Origin of the sequence: Bordetella genomosp. 7, from assembly GCF_002261265.1 — a bacterium.
Classification (GTDB): Bacteria; Pseudomonadota; Gammaproteobacteria; order Burkholderiales; family Burkholderiaceae_B; genus Bordetella_A.
Window position 1 is genome coordinate 437,259 of sequence record NZ_NEVK01000008.1, and the last position, 24,161, is coordinate 461,419.

The following is a 24,161-nucleotide window of genomic DNA, read 5'->3' on the forward strand; positions in this document are numbered from 1 at the left end:
GGCGCAATCTGCCCGTCGGCGTGACAACTGCGTCTTGCAGGGCCACAATGGAACCAAAGCACCCCAGGAGACCGCCATGCGCATTGCGGATGCCCAATGGATACCCTCCACCCCACACCAAACGTGGGATGCCCTCATGGATCCGGAAGTGCTGCAGAAGTGCCTGCCGGGTTGCGTCCGGGTAGAAAAACGCACGGCCACGGAATACGCGTTGTCGTTGCACGCCAGGGTGGCCGGCCAGGAATCGCACTATGAATGCGATGTGCTCCTGTCCGAACTCAACCCCCCGCACGGCTGCGCAGTGGCCTTCGATGCCAAGAGCACGGCCGCAAGCCTGGCGATCGGCACCGCGCAAATCACCCTTTCCCCCAAAGACGACGGCACGCGCCTGGCTTATACCGTGGCGGCCATGGCGGGCGGGTCGCTGGCCCAGGTGGGCGAGCCCATCCTGATGAACGCGGGCGGCAAGCTGGTGAACAAATTCTTCGGCGCGTTCATCGAGCACATGGCCAAGGTGCCGCGCGCCGCGCCTCCCCCCGAACCCGAAGAGCCCGAGCGCGGCCTGGCGGCTTCGCGCTGGTCGTGGCTGGCCGTGGCGGCGGTGGTGCTGGTCATACTGGGCTACCACGCCTTCTACAAATAGGTGAAATCCCTAAGCCGGCAGTGATATGCTTGGCGTCATGACGACGCCTGCCGCGCCAGCACCCGTTCCTCCGCCCGGTTCCCCCTTACGCTCCCGTCGCGATCTGCTCAAGGCCATGCTCGGCGTGGCCGCCACGGTAGTGCTGGCGGCGTTCGATTCCACCATTGTCAGCACGACCTTGCCCCGGGTGGCCGAAGCCCTGGACGGCATGGCGCTGTATGCGTGGGTGGGCACCGGCTACCTGCTGGCCACGGCGGCGTCCATCATGATTTTCGGTCGCCTGGGCGACCTGTACGGGCGCAAGCCCTTGATGCTGCTGTCAGTGTCCATTATTGCGCTGGGCTCCATCGCCTGCGGCCTGTCGCAGTCCATGCCTCAGCTCATTGCCTTTCGCACGTTGCAGGGCATAGGCGGCGGCATGATGATCGCCACGGCATTTGCCGCGCCCGCCGACCTGTTTCCCGACGCCAAAGAAAGGGTGCGATGGCTGGCGCTGGTTTCGGCCGCGTTCGCCATGGCAAGCGGCGTGGGCCCGTTGCTGGGCGGCGCGGTCACGCAGGCGCTGGGATGGCGCGCGGCGTTTTTCATTGCGCCGGTTGCCGCGGTGGCCGCGCTGTTGCTGCTGGCGCGCTATTTCCCGCGCATACGCCCGCACGCAGGCGCGGCCAAGCCCCGCATCGACTGGCTGGGCAGCGTGTTGCTGGTCGTGGCGGTCAGTGCGCCGCTGGCCGCCATGGAACTGGCGTTTGCCCCCGGGGACGGGCTGCCCATGGTGGCCCTGGCGCTGATGCTGGCCGGCCTGGCCGCCATCGCGTTGCTGCTGCCGTACGAACGGCGCGTGGCATCGCCGATCTTCCCGCTGCGCGTCATCGCCCGCCGGGAATCGCAGCTGCTCAATCTTGCCGCGGTGGCCGTGGGCGCGGTCATGTTCGTGCTGATTTTCTATACCCCGCTGCTGCTGCAGGCCGAAATGGGCTATACCCCCAGCCAGGCCGGCCTGCTGCTGACGCCACTGGTGGCGGCCATCCCGGTGGGCAGCATCATCAACGGGCTGTTGTTTCCCAAGCAAAGCGAGCCGCAGCGGCTGATGGTGTTTGGCGGCTGCCTGCTCGCCGTGGGTTCGATGATGGTGTTCGTATTCAGGCCGGACACACCTGTCGCCTGGATTCTTGCTGCGTTCTTCGTCAACGGGTGCGCGCTGGGATTCATGCTGCCCAACCTGACCCTGTTCATGCAGATGCTGAGCGAGCGGCGCGACGTGGGGGTGGCGTCGGCGCTGGTGCAGACCACACGGGCCATCGGCAGCGCCGCCGGCACCGCGATGGTGGGCATCATCATCGGCCATACGTCGGTGCTGGACGGCGTGCGCGCCGGCCTGATCATCTGCGCCGTGCTGGCATTGGCCAGCGCAGTCCTGGCGCATCGCGTCAAGATGAAGAACGTGCTCAAGCGGGCCACGGCGCCGCGCCATTCCTGACCGGACATCACTGCCATGCGCTATCGCGACCTGCGAGACTTGCTGCTTCTGGCTGCGGTTTGGGGCGGGTCGTTTCTCTTCATGCGCTTGGCGGTGCCCGAATTCGGCCCGGGGCCGCTGATGGAACTGCGCGTGGGGCTGGCCGCGCTTTCCCTGCTGCCGCTTGCCGCGCTGCGCGGCAAGCTGCCGCTGATCGCGCGCCGCTGGAAGGCTATCCTGGTGGTGGGCGCGCTGAATTCCGCCGTGCCTTTTCTGCTGTACGCCTACGCGGCCCAATCGCTGGGCGCGGGCTTCATGTCGGTGGCCAACGCCGTGACGCCGGTATGGGGCGCGGTGATCGGCTGGCTGTGGCTGAAAGACCGGCTGGCGCCATCGCGCATGGCCGGCCTGGCCATTGCCGTGCTCGGCATTGTGGTGCTCGTGTGGGACAAGCTCGATTTTGGCGCGGGTGGCCAGGGCCCCGCCGTGCTGGCCGCCGTGTCGGCTCCCTTCTTCTACGGCATTGCGGCCAACTGGGCCAAGCGCTATCTGGGCGACGTCGATGCCCTTTCCAACGCCACGGGCAGCATGATTGCGGCGTCGCTGGTGCTGGCGCCGCTTGCCATTGCCACGTGGCCCGCGCAGCCCGTGTCGGGCCAGGCCTGGATGGCCACCATCGCGCTCGCCCTGGCGTGCACCGGCGCGGCGTACATCGTGTTCTTCAGGCTGATCGCCAACGTGGGGCCCACCGCCGCCGTCAGCGTCACCTTTCTGGTGCCCGTATTCGGCGTGCTGTGGGGGATGTGGTTCCTGGATGAAACGGTTACCCCGCAGATCCTGGCGGGCGCCGCCGTGATCCTGGCAGGCACTGCCCTGGCGCTGGGGCTGGTGCGGCTGCCCGGCGCCGCAATGCCCAAAGCCTGACGACAGGCGTTTGCGGCTCGCCAATACTTATCAGTTTGAAACAGACGCGACAAAGCTTGTCGTTCCGGCTGGTGCCAGCGAAACATTGCTAGGATTTCGCTGCCCTGTGGCGAATTGGCCAAGCCGCCTGCAGGAGCGCCCGCCCGCCGGGCCAGCGCTGTACCGGCTTGCACCGCACAACGACATGCCCCATGGACGTCAGATCTCTTGAAAGGTCCGGAGACGTCGCCGCGCTGCGCGCGGGCGGCGAGCTCCTGCTCATCGGCCCCTGGACGGTATTCCAGGGGGTTTCGCAGTCGCTGATCATTCGCGATCCCGCCCGCCTGCGCACGGTGCTGTACCCGCATCTGCGCGACGATTCTTCGTTGGCCAAGCTGGCGGCCCTGTACCGCCGGCTTGTGTGCACCGGTTCGGTGGGGGGCCACTACTCGCCCGAACAGACCGCCGAACAGATGGTGGCGCTGATGCGCTTTGGCCAGATCGTGGCGGTATCTTTGCCCGATACCTCTGGCCAGGACGGTCACGGCAACGTGCAGCCCGCGGCGTTCACGGGCAACCCGGCCGGGCCGGTAACGCAGTGGTCGCTGGCCGAGCGTTTCGTCTATGTGCTCGAACGTGTTCCCCCGCATATGCCGCCCGCGCTGGCCACCGAATTGGAGCAGGCGCTCAGCGGCACCAATCTGGCGATCATCGTGGGCGTGCTGGTGGTCTGGGCAGGCTCGCACGCCGTGGGCGTGGGTTTCCTGGCCGACGCCGCGCTGCTGGCCATCGGCTTTGCCCTGGCGGGCTGGGCGATCTTCGACGGCATCAAGCATCTGGTGCAGTTCTTCACCCTGACCAAGAACGCGTCCAGCAGGGCCGAACTGGATCAGGCGGCGCGAGAATTCGCCAATGGCGCCATGACGATAGGGGTGGGCGCGCTTATCGCGCTGCTGACGCGCGGCGCGACGCGCCTGGCGCCACGGCCGGTGGGCCGCTCAACGCCGCAGCCGGCCGAACCCACGCCGCAGACGCCCCGGCAAGTGCGGGAAGCGGCGCCACAGGCGGGCGCCGCGCCCCAAAGCCCGCAGGCGCCGCGCGTCTTTCATACCAGCGATCCGGGCGTGGACACACTGATCAACCAGATCGAAAGCCGGGCCCCCGGCACGGTCCGGCAGGCAGAAATCAATATCATGCGGCCCGATGGCTCGCCCTATACCGACTTCGACATCGTGACGAACACCCATGTCATCCAGGTGAAGACCGGCGGCGGCAATGGTATCGTGAAACAGATCCAGACCAGCCAGCAATTGACTGATCTGCCCGTCATCGGCTTTGACGCGAATAAACTGGCAGGCATGAATCGGTCGTTCAAGCCGTCGATTCTCCATAGCGCGCAACAGAACAACATCACCATCGTCGATAACGTCGACGATCTGATGAAGTTGATTGGCAAGTAATGACAGAGGCACCAGATGCGGGATATCGCATTGATCACCACGGCGACATACGGTCTCGAAGCAATGCAGCAGGCGCTGCCGCGCGATGTTTCTTCGTTCATCGACCAGGATGAGCAACGTCTTGTCTTGCAAGACGACAACATCGACAACTTTATCGAGATCGCCCGCGATGACTCGATAGGCGACTACTACGAAACGCCAGAAGAGCTGGCTGCCCTGGAAAAGCTGCCCGGCACGCCCCGCTTTTACCTGGTGCACTTCAAGAACATCGAAAGACTGAAACGCGTGCTGCGCGACATCGCCAACCGCGACGACGTTATTGTCGACAACGATTTCGGGATCCTGGAACCGGGCGCCGAGTTCGTCCGGCGCTGCGCGGCGTCGCCGGGATGGGATTGGGCCAAGCCCGCGTAGCAGGCGGGATGACATGCATGACTTAACAGGCTCGCGTCCTGCGTCGAACTGGCTGCACCCCGAGGCCGTCCAGGATGCGCGACAGGCATGCATCGACTTTCTGGCACAGCGCGCCGACATCGCGCAGACACAGGCCGCACTGCGCCAGTCCGAACAGACCATCGTGGCGCTAGAGGAAAGCGGGCTGCGCGCCTTGCTGTTCGAAGCCGAGAACCAGCTCGAAGAAATTCGATTCACGGTACCGGATAAGCAGCAGCCCGCGGCTGCGGCAGCCGTGATACGGCGTGTGCTGGACGGGCTTTGCCAACCGGGCAACACGCGGCGCTGACGCGCCGTCGCGTCCCGTTCAGTATTCCCCCGAACGCCCCGTCAATGCCACGCCGATGCGCAAGAGCGTATAGGCCGCCGCATCGATGCCGCGCCGCAGCCAGCCGCGCCGCCGGTAGTCCAGCGGCCGTACAAAGCGGCCGCCGCTGGTAATGGCGCTTTCCAGGCGATGCTGCAATTCCCATGCGAAGGGCTGGTCGTCTACCACCACGTTCGCTTCGCGGGCCAGCAGCAGGCTGAACGGATCCAGATTGGACGACCCCACCATGGCCATGTTGTCGATGACCGCGACCTTGGCGTGCAGGTAACCCGGCATGTATTCATAGATCTCGACGCCGCCGCGCAGCAGCTGGTCGTACAGCGAACGGGTGGCGTGGTACTGCATGTGGTATTCGACCTTGCCCTGCAGCAGCAGCCGCACCCGCACGCCGCGCGCGGCCGCGCGCAGCAGCGCCTTGCGAAACTGGCGGCCGGGAAAGAAGTAAGCGTTGGCGATCAGGATGTCGCGGCGCGCATGCTGGATGCCATACAGATACGCGCGCTCGAAGGTCTGGCGAAACCGCAGGTTGTCGCGCAACACCAGCGCGGCGCGCCGCCGGCCGGCACCCGCAGCGGCCGGGGTGTGCGGCAAGGCCAGGCGCAGGCGCGGCCATTCGCGCGGGTGACGCCGCAGGCGGGCCCAGTTCAGGCGCACCCACAGGAGTTCCTGCGCGTGCACGGCATAGGCCACCAGCGGCCCGCGCACGCGCACCGCAAAATCAAAGCGCGCGCCGGCAATATTGTCGGCGGGGTCGAGATCATCGTAGTCGTCGACGATGTTGATGCCGCCGATGAAGACCGTCTCGCCATCGATGGCCGCCACTTTGCGATGCAGGCGCCGCAGGCGGCTGCGCGACGGCACCAGCCTGCGATACCACGGCGGCTCGGGGCGATAGATGCGGCAGTAGCCGCCCGCATCGGTCATGCGCGCGGTGACAGCTTCCGCCACGTCGGCGCTGCCGAAACCGTCGAGCACCAGGCGCACTTTCACGCCCCGCCGCGCGGCCCTTTCCAGGCATTGCAGCACTTTCTCGCCGGTACGGTCGAGAACGAAGATATAGGTTTCCAGATGGACGCTTGTTTGCGCGGCGTCGATGGCCTGGCATAGCGCCGGAAAAAAATCGGCGCCATTTTGCAAGAGATCGATGGCGTTGTCGTCGGTCCAGTCCAGCCTGACGATGTCGCCCTTCACGGCAATTCAAGCTCCGCCAGCAGGGGCGCATGGTCGGACAGCCGCGCCCATTCGCGCCCGCGCAGCACCCGGGCGCTGCGCACTGCGAAGCCGCGCTGGTAGATGCGGTCGAGCCTGAACCACGGAAACACGGCCGGAAAGGTGCGCGGCGGCGGCAGCGGGCAATAGGCGCCCCCCATGCCCAGCTGGTTGCTGCGTTCGAGCACGGCCACATCATTCGGCACGCCACGCAGCACGTTGCCCAGCCGCCGCACCGAATCGCGCAGGCGCGGCAGCTCGCCGCCGTGGGTGCGCGGCGCATGAGAAAAGACTTCGTACAGGCCCAGCTGCTGCACGAACAAGGGCGCCAGGCGGTCGCCCCAGTCGTTGAAATCGCCGGCCACGAGGATGGGATCGCCCTCGGGCACCAGCCGGCTGATCCGGTCGGTCAGCGCCTGGATCTGGCGCGTACGGCTGCCGGCGAACAAGCCCAGGTGCACGACAAAGCAATGCAGGTTGCGGCCGTCGACCTCGACGCGCGCGTGCAGCAGCCCGCGCTGTTCCAGCCGATGGTCGGAGATGTCCTGGTTTTCGTGTTCGAGGATGGCGTAGCGCGACAACAGGGCGTTGCCGTGCTCGGACCGGTTGCGGATGGCATTGCAGCCGTAGGCCACGTCCAGGCGCAAGGCCGCGGCCAGCGATTCGTGCTGGGCATCCAGCAGCGAGATATGGTTGTTGCGGCCCTGAACCTCTTGCAGGAACACCAGGTCGGGACGCAGGTTGTACAGCCCCAGGCGCAAATCGTTCAGGGATTCGCGCGTGCCCAGGGAAGACCTTCCCTTGTGGATGTTGTAGCTGACGACGCGGATAAGCGACATGAACCGAATGACGCCCCTTCGTTGTGGAAGCCCCGCGCGTCGCCGCGCGGGCCCCCCGGGTGGCGGGTGCAAGCCGCCAGGCGGCGGCTCCGTATGCCCGCAGATTACTTCATTTCACTTCGACATTGCGCAGGCGGATGTGCAGTTCGCGCAGTTGTTTCTCGTCGACCTCGGACGGCGCCTGGGTAAGCAGGCACTGTGCGCGCTGCGTCTTGGGGAAAGCGATAACGTCGCGTATCGATTCGGCGCCCGTCATCATGGTGACGATGCGATCCAGGCCGAACGCGATGCCGCCGTGCGGAGGCGCGCCGTAGCGCAACGCGTCGAGCAGGAAGCCGAACTTCTCGCGCGCTTCTTCGGCGCCGATCTTCAGTGCGCGGAACACCTTGCTCTGTACGTCTTCGCGGTGGATGCGCACCGAACCGCCGCCGATTTCCCAGCCGTTGAGCACCATGTCGTAGGCCTTGGCAATCGCCTTGCTGGGATCGGTTTCCAGGAAGTCTTCGTGGCCGTCCTTGGGGCTGGTGAACGGATGGTGCGCGGCGGTGTAGCGGCCTTCTTCTTCGTCGTATTCGAACATGGGAAAGTCCACCACCCACAGCGGCTTCCAGTCGCCCGACACCAGGCCGGCCTTTTTGCCGAACTCGCTGTGGCCGATCTTGACGCGCAGCGCGCCGATGGCATCGTTGACCACTTTGGCGCGGTCGGCGCCGAAGAAGATGATGTCGCCGCTTTGCGCGCCGCTGCGCTTGATGAGTTCGCCCAGCGCGGCGTCGTGCAGGTTCTTCACGATGGGCGACTGCAGGCCATCACGGCCCTTGTCGGCGTCATTGACCTTGATGTAGGCCAGGCCCTTGGCGCCATAGATGCCCACGAACTGCGTGTATGCATCGATCTCGCTGCGCGACAGCTCGGCGCCGCCGGGCACGCGCAAGGCTACGACACGGCTGCCCGCGGCGGTGGCCGCTGCCGCGAACACCTTGAAGTCGACGTCGCGCATGATGTCGGTCACGTCGGTGAACTCAAGGTTCACGCGCAGGTCAGGCTTGTCGGAACCGTAGCGCTGCATGGCTTCGGTCCAGGTCATCTGCGGGAACGGAGCGGGCAGCTCGACGCCCTGCACCGTCTTGAAGACGTGACGCACCATGTCTTCGAAGATCTGGCGGATTTCGAACTCGTCCAGGAACGAGGTTTCGCAATCGATCTGGGTGAATTCAGGCTGGCGGTCGGCGCGCAGGTCTTCGTCGCGGAAGCACTTGGTGATCTGGTAGTAGCGGTCGAAGCCCGACACCATCAGCATCTGCTTGAACAGCTGCGGCGACTGCGGCAACGCGAAGAAATGGCCGGCGTTGACACGTGACGGCACCAGGTAGTCGCGCGCACCTTCGGGCGTGCTCTTGGTCAGCATGGGCGTTTCGATGTCGATAAAGCCCAGCTGGTCAAGGAACTTGCGCACTTCGATCGACACGCGGTAGCGCAGCATCAGGTTGCGCTGCATCTGGGGACGGCGCAGGTCCAGCACGCGATGCGTCAGGCGAGTGGTCTCGGACAGGTTGTCATCGTCAAGCTGGAAGGGCGGCGTGATCGACGCGTTGAGAATCTCGACGTCCTTGCACAGCACTTCGATTTCGCCCGAAGCCAGTTCCGGGTTGGCCGTGCCTTCGGGGCGCAGGCGCACCAGGCCGGTGACGCGCACGCAGAATTCGTTGCGCAGACGCTCGGCGGTGGCGAAGGCTTCGTTGTCGGGATCGAACACGATCTGCGCCAGCCCGGCGCGATCGCGCAGGTCGATGAAGATGACCCCGCCGTGGTCACGGCGGCGGTTCACCCAGCCATACAGGGTAACGGTCTGGCCGAGATGGTCGCGACAAACCTCGCCGGTGTAGCAGGTACGCATTGCGGGATGACTCCTAGGTGCTGTGGTCAGCGTAAAAATTCAAGAATCGACGGCCGGGGCCATCGGGATGGGGGCGGCGGCCGCGGCCGGGACAGCCGGCGGCGCCACGACGCCCATGGAAACGATGTACTTCAGGGCCGCGTCCACGCTCATCTGCAGCGCGACCACCTGGTCGCGGGGCATCATCAGGAAGAACCCCGACGTGGGATTCGGCGTGGTGGGAACATAGACGCTTACATGCTCACCGGCCAGGTGGCCGGCGATCTCGCCGCCGGGCGCGCCCGTCAGGAATGCGATGGTCCAGCAGCCGGCGCGCGGATACTGCACCAGCACGGCCTGGCGAAACGCCTGGCCGTTGGGCGCGAGCACCGTATCGCTGACTTGCTTTACCGAATTGTAGATGGAACGCACCAGCGGAATCCGGCCGAGCAGTGCTTCCCATTGCTCGAGCAGGGTGCGGCCCAGCAGGTTGGCGGCGAACACGCCGGTCAGCAGCACGACGGCGATGACCAGCGCGAAGCGGAAGCCGGGAATATCAATGCCGAACAGCGATTGCGCCGACAAGAAGCCTGGCACGAAGCCTTCGAGGGTTGCCACGAGCAGACCCAGGACCCACAGGGTGATGGCCAGTGGAATCCAGACCAGCAGCCCGGTGATGAAGTGCTTCTTGAAAGCGCGCATGGTATGCCGGCGGGTGCTCAGGTCGCGGCGGCAGGAGCGGCAGGGGCGGCGGCGGGGGCCGCAGAGTCGCTCTTGGCCGGAGAATCGGTCTTGGCCGCAGAGTCGCTCTTGGCCGCGGAGTCGGCGCCCGCTTTGGCGCCACCCGGCCCGTTGCGGAAGTCGGTGACATACCAGCCCGAGCCCTTCAATTGGAAGCCGGCGGCCGTGACTTGCTTGGCGAACGTGGCCTGGCCGCACTCGGGGCAGGCCGAAAGCGGCGCATCGGAGATCTTCTGCAGCACGTCCTGGGCGTGGCCGCAGGCGCTGCACTTGTAAGCGTAGATAGGCATGACAGGGATTTCCAGGCAAACCGGCGCATCAAAAACCGCCGTTTCACGGCCCGCGACAGGCGGACAGTGACCAGGCGGCGCCGGATCAATACGGGAAAGTGTTGAATTTTAGCGGTTTTTGCCAAAAAGGCCGCAGCCGGCGCCGCATAGGCGGGGGCTGGGTGGCTGCAGGCCTCATTAGGGCGGGATGCCGGCGTCCGGCATAGCCTTGATCCGGCGCCTGCTGTCGGTCTGACGCCCAGTCCCCTCGGGACGGCATCTCTACAACAAGGCGGTGTCTGACACCAAAGGTGTCAGACACCCAATGCCGGGGCGGCCGATGCCGCATGTGGCTCCCGCGGCGGGCCTGGGTTGGTGTCTGACACCTTTGGTGTCAGACACCCAATGCCGGGGCGGCCGATGCCGCATGTGGCTCCCGCGGCGGGCCTGGGTTGGTGTCTGACACCTTTGGTGTCAGACACCCAATGCCGGGGCGGCCGATGCCGCATGTGACTTCCGCGGCGAGCCTGGGTCGGTGTCTGACGCCTTTGGTGTCAGACACCCAATGCCGGGGCGGCCGATGCCGCATGTGACTTCCGCGGCGGGCCTGGGTCGGTGTCTGACACCTTTGGTGTCAGACACCCTATACCGGGACGGCCGATGCGATGTCGGGCGCCTGAAGGGATGGGCTGCGGCGGCGCTCAGCGGCCCAGGGGCAGCAGGAACATGCCCGCCGCCACCAGGGTGGGCACCAGCGCGGCCATGAGAAGCCGGCCCGCCGAGATCGACTGGTCGGGAAAGAATGGACGCAGGATGGCAAAGCCGGCCGGATTGGGCGCGTTGGCGATGACGGTCAGGCCTCCGCCCGTGACCGCGCCAGCCACCAGCATGTACCGCCAGAGCTCGCTCGACCCTTCCACGAGCGAACCCAGGTAGGTCAGCGCGGCATTGTCGGTGACGGCCGTCAGCGCCGTAGCGCCCCAGAAAAGCACCATGGGCTCCAGGCCGCCCAGCAGATCCTGCAGCCACCACTTCTGCAGCCCGCCCAGGATCACCAGGCCCGCCAGGAAGAAGCCCACCATCAGGCCTTCGCGAATGAGCAGGCGATCCTGGTGACGCGCATAGGCGTGGGCGAAGCCGATGAACATCATCAACATGCCCAGGAACACGGCGGGATGATGCGCCGTCAACACCACGCCCACCAGGAACAACAGGTGGATGGCGATGACCAGCGGCGGCACGGGATCGCGCTTGGGTTGGGACTCGCCAGCCGCATGCACGCCGCCCCCCGTGCCAATGCTGCCGTCGGTCAGTGCGCCGCGGCAGACCCAGGTCAACACGGAGGCGTTCACGAACACCGCGACAACCGCGCGCCAGCCGAAATGGGTGGCCATGTAGGCGGTGTCCCACCCGAAGGTCGAGGCCACCATCAATACCGGCGGCGCCGCATATGCCGTGAGCACGCCGCCGATCGAGATGTTGACGAACAGTACGCCCAGGGTCAGGTACTTGAAGCGGGTGTGACCCGCCATACGGAAATAGCCGTCGCGCAACAGGATGGCGGCCAGCGTCATGGCCGCCGGCTCGGTAATGAACGACCCGCCCAGCGGCACTACCGACATCACCACGAAGAAGGTGGCCACTTCGCGGCGCATGGGCAAGATGCGCGCCAATGCGCGCACGCCCATGCCGACGAGTTCCAGGATGGGGCGGCTGGCCGCCACCACCATGATCGCGAACACGAACAGCGGCTCGGTGAAGTTGCGCGTGTCCATGTATTCGATGGCCGCGCCGCTGCCGCTGAGCAGGGCCATGCAGACGATCAGCACAAAGGCCCACACCCCGAATACCGCCTCGACTTCCGAAAGCAGGTGCCATATGCCGGCATGAGGGCCGTTGCGATGCGCCAGGCGCGCGAAGACGGGAACGGAAAATGTGTGGATGACGGCCACCGCGAACAACACGGTGGCAAGCAGCTCGATATTGTCAGGCATCAGAAGGCAACCCCGGGATAGCTGTGTGAGACGAAGCCCAGGCCCCGCCCGCGCATGCGAAAACTTCTGGACTATAACGCAGCCGCCGCGCGCCGCAGCAGCTCGGCGCCCTTCTCGGCGATCATCACGGTGGGCGCATTGGTGTTGCCCGACGTGATGGTCGGCATGACCGAGGCGTCCACCACGCGCAAGCCTTGCAGGCCATGCACGCGCAGTTCAGGATCGACGACTGCCATGTCGTCCACGCCCATCTTGCACGTGCCTACGGGGTGAAAAATCGTGGTGCCGATGTCGCCCGCCGCCCGCGCCAGCTCGTCGTCCGACTGCAGTGCGGCGCCCGGCCTGTATTCTTCGGGCGCATAGGCGGCCAGCGCCGGCTGCGACACGATGCGGCGGGTCAGGCGCAGGCTTTCGGCCGCCACGCGGCGGTCGGCGCCGGTTGACAGGTAATTGCACAGGATATGGGGATGATCGTCGGCCTGCGGGCTGGCAATGCGCACGTGTCCGCGGCTGGTGGGCCGCAGATTGCACACCGAGGCGGTGAAGGCGGGAAACGCGTGCAGCGGATCGCCGAATTTTTCCAGCGACAACGGTTGCACGTGGTATTCGACATTGGCGCGTTCATGCTCGGGCCCCGAGCGCGCGAACGCGCCCAATTGCGACGGCGCCATGCTGAGCGGCCCGCGCCGCCACAAGGCATATTGCGCCGCCATGGTGGCCTTGCCCCACAGCGTGCCGGCGATCGCGTTCAGCGTCTTGGCGCCGGTGACGCGGTACACCATGCGCAGTTGCAGGTGGTCTTGCAGGTTCTCGCCCACGCCCGGCAAGTCGTGCAGCACCGGAACGCCGCGCTCCTGCAGCAACGCGGCCGGGCCCACGCCCGACACCTGCAGCAGTTGCGGCGAACCGATGGCGCCCGCCGCAAGAATCACCTCGGCCCGGGCGCGCGCGATCTGCTCGCCGCGCTCGTCCAGGCGAAACGCCACCCCTTCGGCGCGGCGATGCCGGAAGACAATGCGCGATACCCGTGCGCCTGTCATCACGCGCAGGTTCGGCCGGTTGGCCACCGGCTTGAGAAACGCGCTGGCGGCGCTCCAGCGCACGCCGCGCTTCTGGTTGACTTCGAAGTAGTCGCAGCCTTCATTGTCGCCCTGGTTGAAGTCGGACACTGACGGAATGCCCGCCTGCGCAGCCGCCGCGCGAAACGCATCGAGCAAGTCCCAAGACAGGCGCTGCCGCTCGACGCGCCATTCGCCCGCCCCGCCGTGAAAGGCGCTGTCGCCGCCGTGATGATTTTCACTGCGCTTGAAGTACGGCAGCACATCGTCCCAACCCCAGCCCGGGTTGCCCAACGCCGCCCAGCCGTCATAGTCGGCGCGCTGGCCGCGCATGTAGATCATGCCGTTGATCGACGAGCTGCCGCCCAGGACGCGGCCGCGCGGGTAGCCCAGGCTGCGGCCGTTCAGGCCCGCGTCGGGCTGGGTGCGGTAGCACCAGTCGGTGCGCGGGTTGCCGATGCAATAAAGGTAGCCCACGGGAATGTGGATCCAGTGCCAGTTGTCGCGGCCGCCGGCTTCGAGCAGCAATACCCGGGTGCCGGGGTCCGCCGACAGGCGATTGGCAAGCAGGCAGCCAGCCGAACCGGCGCCCACCACGATGTAATCGAATACCAGGTCGGTACCGTCGCTGCCGGCCATTGCGCACGCCCTCCTTTGTGAACCGGCGCGCCCAGGCGGCCAGCGGTATGGTGCGGGTTGTAGAACACAAGCGCCCCGGCTGCCAACCCGGACAGCCCCTAATGGCGCGGCGCCGGGCTGCGCCCCCGCCAAGCGGGCTTGACTATACGTAACACAGGTTGAAAGATCGGCTGATAACGTCGATGATTTCGTTCAGTTTTTTGTCAGCTACGCGCCGGACGGTAGTTGCAGTCCGGACGCGCGTTCCGGAGACTCGCATGCCCGCGCCTGCCCTTGCTGTGCCCGTGAATCGCCGCGCCTTGCGCCATGCCATGGCAGCCCTGGCGGCCACGCTGGCCGTGGCCGCCTTGCCGCTGCAGGCGGCCGAACTGGTCGAACTGGACGTCCCGTTTGTGCCCACACCCGAAAAAGCGGTTGCCAGGATGCTGGAAATGGCCGCGGTCGGCCCCCAGGATACGGTGTTCGACCTGGGCTCGGGCGATGGCCGCATTGCGATCGCGGCCGTGCGCGATTTCCGGGCAAGCAGCGCCACCGGCGTGGACATCGACCCGCAGCGCGTCGCCGAGGCCCGCGCCAACGCAAAACAGGCCGGCGTGCAGGATCGGGTGCGGTTCATGGAACAAGACCTTTTCGAAACCGATTTCTCGAAGGCGACGGTGGTGACCATGTATTTGCTGCCCGACGTCAACATCAAGCTGCGCCCCCGGATTCTCGACGAACTGGCGCCGGGCACGCGCATCGTGTCGCATGCATTCACCATGGGCGACTGGGACAGCGACCAATACCAATCGGTAGAGGGGCGCTCGCTGTATATGTGGATTGTGCCGGCGCGGGTGGCCGGCACATGGCGCGTTGCCCATCCGCAGGGCGACATCACATTGCAGGTGGCGCAGCTTTACCAGAAGCTCACCGTGACCGCGCGGCGTCACGACGCCATGCTGGGGGTGCAGCAGGCGCGCCTGCAAGGCGACCGCCTTGAACTGCTGCTTGACGATGGCGGCCAGCCCCTGCGGTTAGTGGGCCGGGTGCGCGGCGACACGATTGACGCCGTGGCTGCCGACGGCGCAGAGCAAGGCTGGCAGGCCACCAGGCAGGCATCATGAGCGCAGCATCCGAAACAACAACGGGCCGGCCGGCCGGGCTGTCGGTACTGGATGCGGTGGCGGTACTGGTGGGCGTGGTCATCGGCATCGGCATCTTCGGTTTTCCGCCGCTGGTGGCTCAGCATGCCGGCTCGCCCGCCATGTACATTCTGCTGTGGCTGGCCGGCGGCGTCGTCATGCTGTTGGGTGCGCTGTGCTATGCCGAGCTGGGATCCACGTATCCGGACTCAGGCGGCGAATACCGCTACCTCAGCCTGGCATGGGGCCCCCGCACGGGCCTCATGTTCGCCTGGGCGCGATGCACGGTCATCCAGACCGGCGCCATCGCCGCGGTGGCGTTCATCTATGGCGACTATGCGCAGCAATTGCTGGATCTGGGCAGCCATGGGCCGGCGCTGCACGCGGCGCTGGCGGTGGCCGCGCTGACGATCCTGAACATGGCCGGCACGCAACCGTCCAAGCGCCTGCAGATCGTGTTCACGGCACTGACGGTAGTGGCGCTGGTGACGGTGGTGGTGGCGGGCATGGTGGCGGGCGACGCCCCGGCGCGCGCGCTGGCCGCCGAAGACCTGCCGATGCAGGGCAATCTGCCGGCCATGCTGGGCCTGGGCATGGTGTATGTGCTGCTGACGTATGGCGGATGGAATGAATCGGCCTACCTGTCAGGAGAGCTGCGGGACCCGGCGCGCAATGTGAGCCGCGTGCTGCTGATCGGCACGGCGGTGGTCACGGGCGTGTACTTGCTGGCCAATGTGGCCTTGCTGGAAATGTTCGGCCTGCACGGACTGCGGCAGGCGAATGCGGTAGGCGCGGATGTGATGCGCATCGCCGCCGGCCCGTACGCGGCAGTGTTGCTGAGCCTGCTGGTGTGCTGCACGGCGCTGAGCACCATCAACGGCACTATCCTGACCGGTGCGCGGGTGTATGTGGCGCTGGGGGCGGATGTGCCGGCGTTGCGCAGGCTGGGCGCCTGGTCGCCGCGCGGGCAGGCGCCTACCGCGGCGCTGCTGGTGCAAGGCGCCATTACGCTGGCGCTGGTGGGTTTTGGCGCATTGACCGATCACGGCGTACAGGCGATGGTGGCCTATACCGCGCCGGTGTTCTGGTTCTTTATGCTGCTGGTGGCGGCGTCGGTATGGCGGCTGCGGCGGCTGTATCCCCAACGGGCCCGGCCTTTCAGTGTGCCGCTTTATCCGTTGACGCCGCTGGTGTTCGCATTGAGTTGCGCGGGGCTGGTCTGGTCGAGCGCGCGGTACGCGGGGGTAGGCGCGCTGCTGGGCATCCTGGTGCTGGCCGCCGGGTTGCCGCTGTTGCGGGTGGCCCGGGGGGTGCCTGCGGGGGTGTTGCGGGATTAGGGGCGCGCCTTGCTGCCGGCCCGATGTCAGCAGGCGCGAGCGGAAGGGGCTTGGGCTTCCTGCTTCATCTGCATGAGCAGGCTGTGCAGCATTTCGGTGGAAAGGCCATGCAGCACCAGGCGGTATCCGGCTTTCAGGGTGGACATGGGCACCAGGGGGTGCTTGTTGTTGACCAGGATGAGATGCTCGGGCGCCCCGAGGATCTGGGCGGCGTAGATGCCTACGGTTTCGTCCAGCTGCAGCGAGTTTGCCGCGCGCCAGAAGTCGTTGTCGGTCAGCATCAGCTGATACATGGGGGTGAACAGCTCGATGGCGCTTTGCAGGTCCATGAAGTTGCGGCGCCGCCGGGGCATGTCGGCAAGCGCCAGCCCGGGGTCGTGCACCATCGAAAAGTCCACCTGCGCCGGCGCGTGCATAGCTGTGCCGGCCTGGCGCATGGCGCCATTGAGGTTGATGACGAAGTTGAACAGGTTCAGGTCGTGCCTGACGAACATCTCGTCTTTAAGGTCGGCGATGCAGCGCGGTTCCAGCGGCGTGGTCGTGACGGGCACCGGCGCGTTGCGGGCGATGAATGCCAGGATCTGCGAGCCCAGATGAAAATGGCGCAGGATCAGCCAGTTGGCCTCGGGCGACACGAAGTGCTCCAGCCCCCACGCCAGGATGCGGTGCAGCAACTTTGAATGCGACCACTTGCGCGGCAGAAAGGTCTTTGCCACCTGGATCAGGATGATGAACGCGCGCGCAAGCGGCCGCAGGAAGGGCAGCAGGTATTGCCGCGAAGCAGAGCTGGAGTCGGCCAGCCAGGCTTCTTTTACCGTATCGGGCAAGGGCGTGCTGCGGTCCAGGTACAACGCGAGCCACGGGCTGGGGTCCGACGGGTCGTGTTCGCGCGTCAGGAAATCGGGCGTGCGGGCATTCATGCGGACTGTGACTCCATCACGTGGTGGAACTGCATCAAGTAAAGCGCGGCGGTGCGTCGCGCCGTGTCGGCAATGCGGCGTTCGATCTGCCCGCGCTCGTCTGCATCCAGCGCGATCTCGACAGCCATCAGCCAGCGGGCCAGGTGGTTTTCGTCGTTGTGGCCATGGTATTCCAGGAAACGGAAGCAGTCGGGCGGCAGGTCCAGGCTGGCCTTCAGCAGCGGCAGCAAGGCCGGCACGATGCGTTGGCCGGTGCCCTCGATGATGTAGATGGCGCCCAGCAGGCCTACCGGGTCCTGCGTGGCGGCCAGCGCATGCAGGTACGCATTGAGCGCCTCGCCGCCCGGGTTGCGGCGCAAGGCGTCGATATCGGCCTGGTCGCCCCCGGCATTGCGATAGTCCTGGTACAGAATCTTGAAATCGTTCTGCTCTTCGCCGGCGTGCACGCCTATCAGGTCGGCCAGCGGCCGATAGGCTGCACCCAGCGAGGCCGCGCCTTCGCGCATCCACTTGCTTCCCTCGCGCACCTGCGGAACCCACTGCGCCGTCCAGTTCAGATAGTCGGCCGTGGTAAAGCGGCGCTCGCGCAGGCGCCTGATGACCGGCGTGCGCCACACGCGCGAGCGGTAGTCATGCCAGATCGACGCCAGTTCGGTCAATAGCGGGCCCAGGCCCCGGGGGGCGCTGGCCGGATCGTGCGGCGGCGCAATCGACTCGGCATCGTCGCCGGCGAAGGGGGCGTGCGCAGCGGCATGCGCAGCGGCGTGCGCAGCGGCGGGCTGCGACGACGATGCCGCCGCTGGCGCCACGCGGGCAGGGCCGTCGGCGGCCTCGGCCTCGAAGAGCATATAAGCCGTCATGAAGCGGCCGGACTCGGGGATATAGCAGAACACCTGCTGGCCCGGCTCCAACACGTGCGTTTCCAGGAACTCGGCCAGCATGATCAATATGGACGCCGCGCCGGTGTTGCCGCGCCAGGCCAGGTTGCTGAACCAGCGTTCGCGCGGGATGGACAGGCCGGCCTTGTCCATCAGGCCCTCGACAACGGGGATGAACTTCTCGGACGAGTAGTGGCACAGGAAGTGGTCGATGCGTGCGGGGTCGATCCAGCCGTCGCGCACCAGCGCCGCGTATTCATGGATACCGATATCGAACAGGTGGGGCAGCAAACGGATGTTCTGGCGCAGCGCCAGCGCACCGGCTGCCTCGGCTTCGGACCATGATGCGTAGTCCAGGTGGCCCCGGCCGCCTTCGGCAGGCTGGCCCAGTTGCATGCACACCGGATAGTCGCCGGAAAACGAGCGCTGGTGCACCCACTTCAACCGCAGGCGCACGCCGTTTGCCGGGCCGGGCAATGCGGCCCCGCCGCTGCCAAGCAGCACTGCCCCTGCGCCGTCCGACAGCATCCAGCGCAGGAAGTGCGCGTCGAAGTCGGCATCGTAGTCACGCGCCGCGAAGCGCGACCGCTTGAACAGCCGCGACGGCATCTCGCTGGCGACCGCCAGGGCCTGGCGGTGCGCGCCGAGTTCGATGCCTTGCGCCGCGGCCTGGATGGCCGACACGCCAGCGGCGCAGATGCCGTGCACCGAGAGCACTTCCATGGGCGGCGCCGACAGTTCGCCCTGGATCATGTTGGCAAAGCCCGGCATCAGCACATCGCCGCCCGACGAACCGCTGGCCAGCAGCGAGACCCCCGTCAGATCGCGCGACTGCCTGCGCAGGCAGTCGCTGATTGCCTGGGCCGCCTGCCCGGCGTTGGTGCAGCGGGTATTGCCATCCGCATCGATGGCGTAATAGCGCTGCCTGATGCCGTTCTCGGCCAGGATGCGCTGCTTGATCCGCCCCGACATGCGGTTAAGGGGCGCGATGTACCGGTCCATGTCCTGGTTGGAGACGGGCTCGCCGGGCATGAAATAGCCGGCGCTTTCAAGATAGACGCGATCAAAGGCAACAGGCATGGATACAGGAAACTCCTAGTCGTGAATGGCAGGGGCGGCGCGCATCAGCGACCGGCTGCGGCAGCGCGGCCACACCAGCCCGATGACGAAGACGCGCGCCATATATGGCACCAGCCCCCGTTCGATCAGGCGCGGATCGACACGATGACGGTAGCGCTGCGCATGCAGGCGCGGCAGTTCCGACCAATGTGCGCGCGAGTGCTCGTGATGCGCCGTATGCAGGCCGATGTTGAACAGCAATGGGTTGACGAGGCCTTCGAAATTGCGGGCGTAGGTGAGGCGCGCATGACGGCCGGGGCCGCCGTCGGCGTGGGCGTGCTGCAGATAGTTGGTGGCAAGCAGCCAATGCAGGCCATGCAGTTGCGGCACGATCACGAACACCAGGGCCTTGGCCGGGTTCAGCGCCAGCAGCCCGCCCCACAGCCCCAGCCAGGCCGCGTACTGCCACATGCAATAGCGCCAGGCGCCGCGCCTGCTGCGGCGCAGCCTGCCCAGCCACGTGCAGAACTGCGGGTACAGCGTCCATGCCGCCTGGAAGGGGTGCAGCAGGTAGCCGGCCAGATGGTTGGTGTCGCCTCCGAAGCGGTAGGTGCGCGCCCAATCGCGCGCGCCATGCTTGTAGCGATGGTGGTTGCCCGCATGCGCCGGGAAGAACACAAAAGTGGGATGACCCTGCAGCACGGTCAGCGCAAAGTCGGTGACGCGGTTGGCGGCGCGGCGGCGCCACATGCGCAGGTGAGTATGGTTGTGGTGCACCACGCCGATGCCCAGCGTCAGGAACAGCATCAGCCCATACAACGGCCAGTGCAGCCCATGCACCCATTGCCACGCAGCCAGCGCGGGCAACATCGCCATGTACGCCAGACTTTGTATGTCGCGCCAGTTGCGCAGCGCTGCCGGTCGACGGCGCGCGCGGCTAGCTGCGGCCGCCAAGCGCGCCTCGCTGTCTGGCTGCCGCCAACTGGGCCTGGGCCGCGTCGGCCCGCAGGCGCGTGCCGAACAGCCGGTCCATGAATGTGAACTGGAAGCCGTAATTGCCGTGATAGCACGCATGATGCAGGTGATGGCGCCGACTGGCCGCGAACCAGTGCGCGTACGACACCCGGGGAAAGAAGTCGTAGTTGGCGTGCCCCACGCAATTGAAGAACAGGCTGAACAGCGGCACCGACAGAAGCGACCAGAAGCTGAAGTCATGCAGCAGCATCGGCAGCAGGATGACGTTGCCCAGCATCAGCGCTTCGACGGGATGAAAGCTGTAAGTGGAGAACGGCGTGGTCACGACCGAACGGTGGTGCGGCAGGTGAAAGCGGCGTAGCAGGCGGGTGTGCAGCAACCGGTGATTGATCCAGAAGTGCACGTCATTCCATATTGCCAGCGCCAGGATCTCAAGCACGATCTGCCACGCGCCGGCGTGCGGGTCCAGGCGGGCCCAGCCCAGCTGCAGCAAGCCCCATGGGAAGATCATGCCCAGCCCGAAGATCAGCACCGATATGCCCGACTGCGCCAGTTCGCGCCGCAGCTGGCCCGGCGCCAGCGGGCGCGTATCCAGCGGGGCGCCTATGCCCAATGCCGGCAATATGCGACGCGTCAGCAGCCACGTCGCGGCGCCGAACAACAGGTAAATGCCGCCGAAGAACAGCAGCCCCGCCAGCATTACCTGCATTGCCGACAGCGATAGAAATTCTTGCGCCATAGGATCCGCCGCCCAAGCCGGCCACCAGAATGGCGGCAATCATAGCAATACCGCCCCTGTTTATCTCATGCGCGCGGCGCCCCCGCAGTCAGTGCGCCGCCACGGCGGGCTGCACCCGGGCCGCCGCAGCGCCTGGCATGGGCATGGGCGATGGCAGGCCGCCCGCCGCAGCGTGCGCCGCAGCCCGCGGAAAGTCCCTGTCCAGCGCGGCCACGGCCGCGCCCAGCTGCGCCGCCAAGGCCGCGCTCGCGCCAGGCATGGGCGCACGCAGGCAATCGTGCAGCAAGTCTTGTTGCGCCAGCCAGGCTTTCAGCGGGCCCGGGTTCGGCTCGGCAAAGACCAGGCGGATAACCGGCGCCAGGGCATGGAACAGTCGACGCGCCGTGTCCAGTTGCTGCGCCTGCACGGCCCGATGCAGGGCCACGAACAGATCGGGGCGGATATGCGCAGCCGCGGCGATCATGCCGCTGCCGCCCAGGCACAAGGTGGTCAGCGCCTGCAGGTCTTCGCCCGCCATCACCTGCAGGCCGCCGTGCGCAATCAGCGCCACGGTCTTGTCCAGCGAGCCGCCACAGTCCTTTACCGCCGCGATGTTGCCATGCGAAGCCAGTTCCAGCAGGGTGTCGGCATGAAGCGACGTGCCCGTGCGATACGGAATGTCGTAGATCACCAGCGGCGCGCGCGAAGCGTCGGCAAGCGTACGGAAGTAGTCCCGCGCGCCGTGCTGCCCCGGCCGCACATAGTAGGGCGCCGGCGCCAGTATGCCGGCCAGCGGCCGGGTGGCGAATGCGGCCAGCCGGTGCAGCGCATGGCCCTGGTGGTTGCCCGCCAGGCCCATGACCACCGGCAGCGCGCCGGCCTCGTCCAGTACGGTGTCCAGCACCGCCAGCTGTTCGGCATCGTCCAGCGCGGCGGCCTCGCCCGTGCTGCCGCACACGACCAGGCCGTGCACGCCCGCGGCGGCATAGTGCCGCACCAGCCGGCGCAACGCCTGCCCGTCGATCGCCGCATCGCGGGCAAAGGGGGTCACCAGCGGAACCCAGACGCCCTGGAACCCGCCGGAAGTTGAACGAATAGACATGACACACTCCTGTCAGACCGCCAGGAAACCGTACAGAAGTGCAGGGAAAGGAGGTGAAACACCGCGCGCGCCGCCGTTTGCCGCCGTTCCGTCGCCCATCTGACGGAACAGCATGCTCCGGTCAGATGAGCCGCTGTTTTTTGGATTTGAGGCCGAAGCAACGCTGCGCCGCGCAAAAGCGGACGTAGACAGCGGTGCAATGGGCCAAAGACATGAAGCAGACGCGTACGCGCAAAAAATGCAGGTGATGCGGCAATCTAGCGCAGCGCGCCGGCGCGTGTCAACGCGCGACCCGCGCCGCGCCGCCCGCGCGGGCTAGGCCAGGCTGTCCAGGTAAACCGCGCAAAGGGCCTGCATGCCCTGTCGGTCGTCTTCGTCGAAACGCCCGGGTTCAGGGCTGTCGACGTCCCACACGCCTATCAGTTCACCGTTGCGCACCAGGGGCACCACGACTTCAGAGCGCGACGCCGCATCGCAGGCGATATGACCGGGAAAGGCAAAAACGTCGGGCACCAGCTGGGTCTGGCGCTGGCTGGCGGCGGCGCCGCAGACGCCGCGGTCCAGCGCGATGCGCACGCAGGCCGGTTTGCCCTGGAAAGGGCCCAGCACCAGCTCGCGCCCATCGAAGAAATAAAAGCCCGCCCAGTTGACATCGGGCAGGGCGTGGTAGGCCAGCGCGGCCAGGTTTGCGGCGTTGGCGATGCGGTCGGTTTCGCCGGCGAGCAAGGCCCGCGCCTGTGACGCCAGCTCGGCGTAGAAGCGTGGCTTGTCGTCGACGGGCAGCTCGGTGGCGGTAAACATGAAATGTAACTGTACAGGCAAGTTTCGAACCAACTGATTTTAGCGGCCGGCCGTCGCCTGGCGGCGCCGGCATGGCGTTGTGGGACAATGTTCGAACTTTTTTCCGTTCTTTCGCCAGAAGCCCTTCCATGGACAAGCCCTTCGAACCCGTGTGCGCTTTCTCCCAACGCGCCAAGCAACTCACCAGCTCTGCCATCCGCGAGATCCTCAAGGTCACTGAACGACCCGAGGTCATCTCTTTTGCGGGCGGCCTGCCTGCCCCTGGCGGTTTCCCGGTAGAGGTAGTACGCGCGGCGTTCGACAAGGTTCTGGCCGACAACGGCCGCGCCGCCCTGCAGTACGGCCCCACCGAAGGCTATGCGCCGCTGCGCCGCTGGGTGGCCGATGACCTGAACCGGGCCGGCGCCCAGGTCACCCCCGACCAGATCCTCATCGTGTCGGGCTCGCAGCAGGCGCTCGACCTGCTGGGCAAGGTGCTGATCGACGAAGGCAGCAAGGTGCTGGTCGAAGACCCCAGCTACCTGGGCGCATTGCAATCGTTCAGCCTGTACCAGCCGCAGTATGTGCCGGTGCCTACCGACGACGGCGGGCTCATCCCCGAGGCGATCACCGCCGAACTCGCCGGCGGCGCGCGCTTCCTGTACGCCTTGCCCAACTTCCAGAACCCCACCGGCCGCACGCTGAACCTGGCGCGCCGCCAGGCGCTGGTGCAACGGGCCGCGCAGCTGGGCCTGCCCATCATCGAAGACGACCCCTACGGCGAACTGCGCTATGCCGGCGAACCGCAACCCGGCCTGCTGGCCCTGGGCGCCGCCTGCGGCGCCAACGTCATCCGGCTGGGCACGTTCTCCAAGGTGCTGGCGCCCGGCCTGCGCCTGGGCTATATCGCCGCGCACCGCAGCATCATCGACAAACTGGTGCAGGCCAAGCAGGCCACCGACCTGCACACCCCCACGCTGACGCAGATGGCGGTATACGAAGTCGTCAAAGACGGCTTCCTCGAACAGCACCTGCCCACGGTGCGCGAAATCTACCGGGCGCAAGGCCGCTGCATGCTCGATGCCATCGAGCGCGAGTTCCCGTCCACGGTAAGCTGGACGCGCCCCGAAGGCGGCATGTTCCTGTGGGTGACGCTGCCCGACCACATCGACAGCGCGCAGTTGCTGACACAGGCCATCGAACAGAACGTGGCGTTCGTGCCCGGCGGTCCGTTCTACGCCGGCAAGCCGCGGGCCAACACGTTGCGGCTGAGCTTCGCCACGGTGCCCGAAGACCGCATCCGCGCCGGCATCGCCGTGCTCGGCAAGCTGATCAAGCAATACGCCTGACCCGCCGGGCGGCGCCCCACCCGGCCGCCGCCCGGTTTTCATTCATGCCCACGC

Annotated in this window: 22 protein-coding genes; 9 read left to right on the forward strand and 13 right to left on the reverse strand. The window is 66.5% G+C overall.

Annotated elements, in window-relative coordinates:
* The first annotated feature begins 76 nt into the window (after window positions 1-76).
* From CAL19_RS17920 to CAL19_RS17945, 6 genes are all read left to right on the forward strand, one after another.
* A complete protein-coding gene (locus CAL19_RS17920; protein WP_094797579.1) occupies window positions 77-643 on the forward strand; it encodes an SRPBCC family protein in 567 nt (188 codons plus the stop codon).
* 37 nt (window positions 644-680) lie between these two features.
* On the forward strand, window positions 681-2,120 hold the full coding sequence (locus CAL19_RS17925) for an MFS transporter (protein ID WP_094797729.1): 1,440 nt from the start codon (window positions 681-683) through the stop codon (window positions 2,118-2,120).
* A gap of 15 nt (window positions 2,121-2,135) precedes the next feature.
* Window positions 2,136-3,023 (forward strand): DMT family transporter, encoded by an 888-nt coding sequence (locus CAL19_RS17930; protein WP_094797580.1) that lies wholly within the window; start codon window positions 2,136-2,138, stop codon window positions 3,021-3,023.
* 191 nt (window positions 3,024-3,214) lie between these two features.
* Window positions 3,215-4,462, forward strand: coding sequence for a DUF308 domain-containing protein (locus tag CAL19_RS17935; RefSeq protein ID WP_094797581.1), 1,248 nt, complete (start codon window positions 3,215-3,217; stop codon window positions 4,460-4,462).
* A gap of 15 nt (window positions 4,463-4,477) precedes the next feature.
* A complete protein-coding gene (locus tag CAL19_RS17940) occupies window positions 4,478-4,876 on the forward strand; it encodes a hypothetical protein (protein ID WP_026640777.1) in 399 nt (132 codons plus the stop codon).
* Between the two features lie 13 nt (window positions 4,877-4,889).
* A complete protein-coding gene (locus CAL19_RS17945; protein WP_094797582.1) occupies window positions 4,890-5,204 on the forward strand; it encodes a hypothetical protein in 315 nt (104 codons plus the stop codon).
* Window positions 5,205-5,222: 18 nt separating this feature from the next.
* Here the strand turns inward: CAL19_RS17945 and clsB are convergent, their stop codons facing one another.
* From clsB to CAL19_RS17980, 7 genes are all read right to left on the reverse strand, one after another.
* Window positions 5,223-6,434 carry a cardiolipin synthase ClsB gene (gene clsB / locus CAL19_RS17950; RefSeq protein WP_094797583.1) on the reverse strand — a complete coding sequence of 404 codons (1,212 nt, stop codon included), beginning with the start codon at window positions 6,432-6,434 and terminating at the stop codon, window positions 5,223-5,225.
* Window positions 6,431-7,291, reverse strand: a complete 861-nt coding sequence (locus CAL19_RS17955) for an endonuclease/exonuclease/phosphatase family protein (protein WP_026640780.1) — start codon at window positions 7,289-7,291, stop codon at window positions 6,431-6,433. Before CAL19_RS17955 ends, clsB begins: the two co-directional genes overlap by 4 nt.
* 109 nt (window positions 7,292-7,400) lie before the next feature.
* Complete coding sequence (aspS, locus tag CAL19_RS17960; protein ID WP_094797584.1) at window positions 7,401-9,188, reverse strand: aspartate--tRNA ligase; 1,788 nt, start codon at window positions 9,186-9,188, stop codon at window positions 7,401-7,403.
* Window positions 9,189-9,227: 39 nt separating this feature from the next.
* A complete protein-coding gene (locus CAL19_RS17965) occupies window positions 9,228-9,869 on the reverse strand; it encodes a DUF502 domain-containing protein (protein ID WP_026640782.1) in 642 nt (213 codons plus the stop codon).
* 17 nt (window positions 9,870-9,886) lie between these two features.
* Window positions 9,887-10,198: an FmdB family zinc ribbon protein gene (locus tag CAL19_RS17970; protein ID WP_026640783.1), complete on the reverse strand. Its 312-nt coding sequence runs from the start codon at window positions 10,196-10,198 to the stop codon at window positions 9,887-9,889.
* Window positions 10,199-10,878: 680 nt separating this feature from the next.
* The gene (locus tag CAL19_RS17975) at window positions 10,879-12,171 is read right to left on the reverse strand and encodes a putative Na+/H+ antiporter (RefSeq protein ID WP_094797585.1); all 1,293 of its coding nucleotides are present in this window, start codon (window positions 12,169-12,171) and stop codon (window positions 10,879-10,881) included.
* A 71-nt stretch (window positions 12,172-12,242) separates the two neighbouring features.
* Window positions 12,243-13,868, reverse strand: coding sequence for a GMC family oxidoreductase (locus CAL19_RS17980; protein WP_026639573.1), 1,626 nt, complete (start codon window positions 13,866-13,868; stop codon window positions 12,243-12,245).
* A gap of 257 nt (window positions 13,869-14,125) precedes the next feature.
* On the opposite strand from CAL19_RS17980, the gene CAL19_RS17985 reads away from it, so the two are divergent.
* Window positions 14,126-14,971, forward strand: coding sequence for an SAM-dependent methyltransferase (locus CAL19_RS17985; RefSeq protein WP_094797586.1), 846 nt, complete (start codon window positions 14,126-14,128; stop codon window positions 14,969-14,971).
* The gene (locus CAL19_RS17990; RefSeq protein WP_094797587.1) at window positions 14,968-16,326 is read left to right on the forward strand and encodes an APC family permease; all 1,359 of its coding nucleotides are present in this window, start codon (window positions 14,968-14,970) and stop codon (window positions 16,324-16,326) included. Before CAL19_RS17985 ends, CAL19_RS17990 begins: the two co-directional genes overlap by 4 nt.
* A 26-nt stretch (window positions 16,327-16,352) precedes the next feature.
* Here the strand turns inward: CAL19_RS17990 and CAL19_RS17995 are convergent, their stop codons facing one another.
* From CAL19_RS17995 to CAL19_RS18020, 6 genes are all read right to left on the reverse strand, one after another.
* Window positions 16,353-17,246, reverse strand: a complete 894-nt coding sequence (locus CAL19_RS17995; protein WP_026639570.1) for a DUF6999 family protein — start codon at window positions 17,244-17,246, stop codon at window positions 16,353-16,355.
* Window positions 17,243-19,204, reverse strand: a complete 1,962-nt coding sequence (locus CAL19_RS18000) for a StlD/DarB family beta-ketosynthase (RefSeq protein WP_094797588.1) — start codon at window positions 19,202-19,204, stop codon at window positions 17,243-17,245. The genes CAL19_RS17995 and CAL19_RS18000 overlap by 4 nt, the downstream gene beginning before the upstream one ends.
* Before the next feature lie 15 nt (window positions 19,205-19,219).
* Window positions 19,220-20,059, reverse strand: coding sequence for a fatty acid desaturase (locus CAL19_RS18005; RefSeq protein WP_094797589.1), 840 nt, complete (start codon window positions 20,057-20,059; stop codon window positions 19,220-19,222).
* Between the two features lie 61 nt (window positions 20,060-20,120).
* Window positions 20,121-20,897, reverse strand: a complete 777-nt coding sequence (locus tag CAL19_RS18010) for a sterol desaturase family protein (RefSeq protein WP_094797590.1) — start codon at window positions 20,895-20,897, stop codon at window positions 20,121-20,123.
* 88 nt (window positions 20,898-20,985) lie between these two features.
* Window positions 20,986-21,978 (reverse strand): 4-hydroxy-tetrahydrodipicolinate synthase, encoded by a 993-nt coding sequence (dapA, locus tag CAL19_RS18015; RefSeq protein ID WP_094797591.1) that lies wholly within the window; start codon window positions 21,976-21,978, stop codon window positions 20,986-20,988.
* Between the two features lie 315 nt (window positions 21,979-22,293).
* Window positions 22,294-22,779: a GAF domain-containing protein gene (locus CAL19_RS18020; RefSeq protein WP_026639566.1), complete on the reverse strand. Its 486-nt coding sequence runs from the start codon at window positions 22,777-22,779 to the stop codon at window positions 22,294-22,296.
* Window positions 22,780-22,907: 128 nt separating this feature from the next.
* Here CAL19_RS18020 and CAL19_RS18025 point away from each other — a divergent pair, with 128 nt between their 5' ends.
* Window positions 22,908-24,107, forward strand: coding sequence for a PLP-dependent aminotransferase family protein (locus CAL19_RS18025; protein WP_094797592.1), 1,200 nt, complete (start codon window positions 22,908-22,910; stop codon window positions 24,105-24,107).
* Window positions 24,108-24,161: the final 54 nt, after the last annotated feature.

What these genes read in the sequence shown, in the direction of transcription:
- CAL19_RS17990 (WP_094797587.1), top strand. Translation starts at nt 14,968, where the DNA reads ATGAGCGCAGCATCCGAAACAACAACGGGCCGGCCGGCCGGGCTGTCG.
- CAL19_RS18020 (WP_026639566.1), bottom strand. Translation starts at nt 22,779, where the DNA reads ATGTTTACCGCCACCGAGCTGCCCGTCGACGACAAGCCACGCTTCTAC.
- CAL19_RS17985 (WP_094797586.1), top strand. Translation starts at nt 14,126, where the DNA reads ATGCCCGCGCCTGCCCTTGCTGTGCCCGTGAATCGCCGCGCCTTGCGC.
- CAL19_RS18010 (WP_094797590.1), bottom strand. Translation starts at nt 20,897, where the DNA reads ATGGCGCAAGAATTTCTATCGCTGTCGGCAATGCAGGTAATGCTGGCG.
- CAL19_RS18000 (WP_094797588.1), bottom strand. Translation starts at nt 19,204, where the DNA reads ATGCCTGTTGCCTTTGATCGCGTCTATCTTGAAAGCGCCGGCTATTTC.
- CAL19_RS17935 (WP_094797581.1), top strand. Translation starts at nt 3,215, where the DNA reads ATGGACGTCAGATCTCTTGAAAGGTCCGGAGACGTCGCCGCGCTGCGC.
- CAL19_RS17965 (WP_026640782.1), bottom strand. Translation starts at nt 9,869, where the DNA reads ATGCGCGCTTTCAAGAAGCACTTCATCACCGGGCTGCTGGTCTGGATT.
- dapA (WP_094797591.1), bottom strand. Translation starts at nt 21,978, where the DNA reads ATGTCTATTCGTTCAACTTCCGGCGGGTTCCAGGGCGTCTGGGTTCCG.
- CAL19_RS18025 (WP_094797592.1), top strand. Translation starts at nt 22,908, where the DNA reads ATGGACAAGCCCTTCGAACCCGTGTGCGCTTTCTCCCAACGCGCCAAG.
- CAL19_RS17980 (WP_026639573.1), bottom strand. Translation starts at nt 13,868, where the DNA reads ATGGCCGGCAGCGACGGTACCGACCTGGTATTCGATTACATCGTGGTG.
- CAL19_RS17925 (WP_094797729.1), top strand. Translation starts at nt 681, where the DNA reads ATGACGACGCCTGCCGCGCCAGCACCCGTTCCTCCGCCCGGTTCCCCC.
- CAL19_RS17970 (WP_026640783.1), bottom strand. Translation starts at nt 10,198, where the DNA reads ATGCCTATCTACGCTTACAAGTGCAGCGCCTGCGGCCACGCCCAGGAC.
- CAL19_RS17940 (WP_026640777.1), top strand. Translation starts at nt 4,478, where the DNA reads ATGCGGGATATCGCATTGATCACCACGGCGACATACGGTCTCGAAGCA.
- CAL19_RS17920 (WP_094797579.1), top strand. Translation starts at nt 77, where the DNA reads ATGCGCATTGCGGATGCCCAATGGATACCCTCCACCCCACACCAAACG.
- CAL19_RS17930 (WP_094797580.1), top strand. Translation starts at nt 2,136, where the DNA reads ATGCGCTATCGCGACCTGCGAGACTTGCTGCTTCTGGCTGCGGTTTGG.
- CAL19_RS17955 (WP_026640780.1), bottom strand. Translation starts at nt 7,291, where the DNA reads ATGTCGCTTATCCGCGTCGTCAGCTACAACATCCACAAGGGAAGGTCT.
- CAL19_RS17945 (WP_094797582.1), top strand. Translation starts at nt 4,890, where the DNA reads ATGCATGACTTAACAGGCTCGCGTCCTGCGTCGAACTGGCTGCACCCC.
- CAL19_RS18005 (WP_094797589.1), bottom strand. Translation starts at nt 20,059, where the DNA reads ATGGCGATGTTGCCCGCGCTGGCTGCGTGGCAATGGGTGCATGGGCTG.
- CAL19_RS17995 (WP_026639570.1), bottom strand. Translation starts at nt 17,246, where the DNA reads ATGAATGCCCGCACGCCCGATTTCCTGACGCGCGAACACGACCCGTCG.
- aspS (WP_094797584.1), bottom strand. Translation starts at nt 9,188, where the DNA reads ATGCGTACCTGCTACACCGGCGAGGTTTGTCGCGACCATCTCGGCCAG.
- CAL19_RS17975 (WP_094797585.1), bottom strand. Translation starts at nt 12,171, where the DNA reads ATGCCTGACAATATCGAGCTGCTTGCCACCGTGTTGTTCGCGGTGGCC.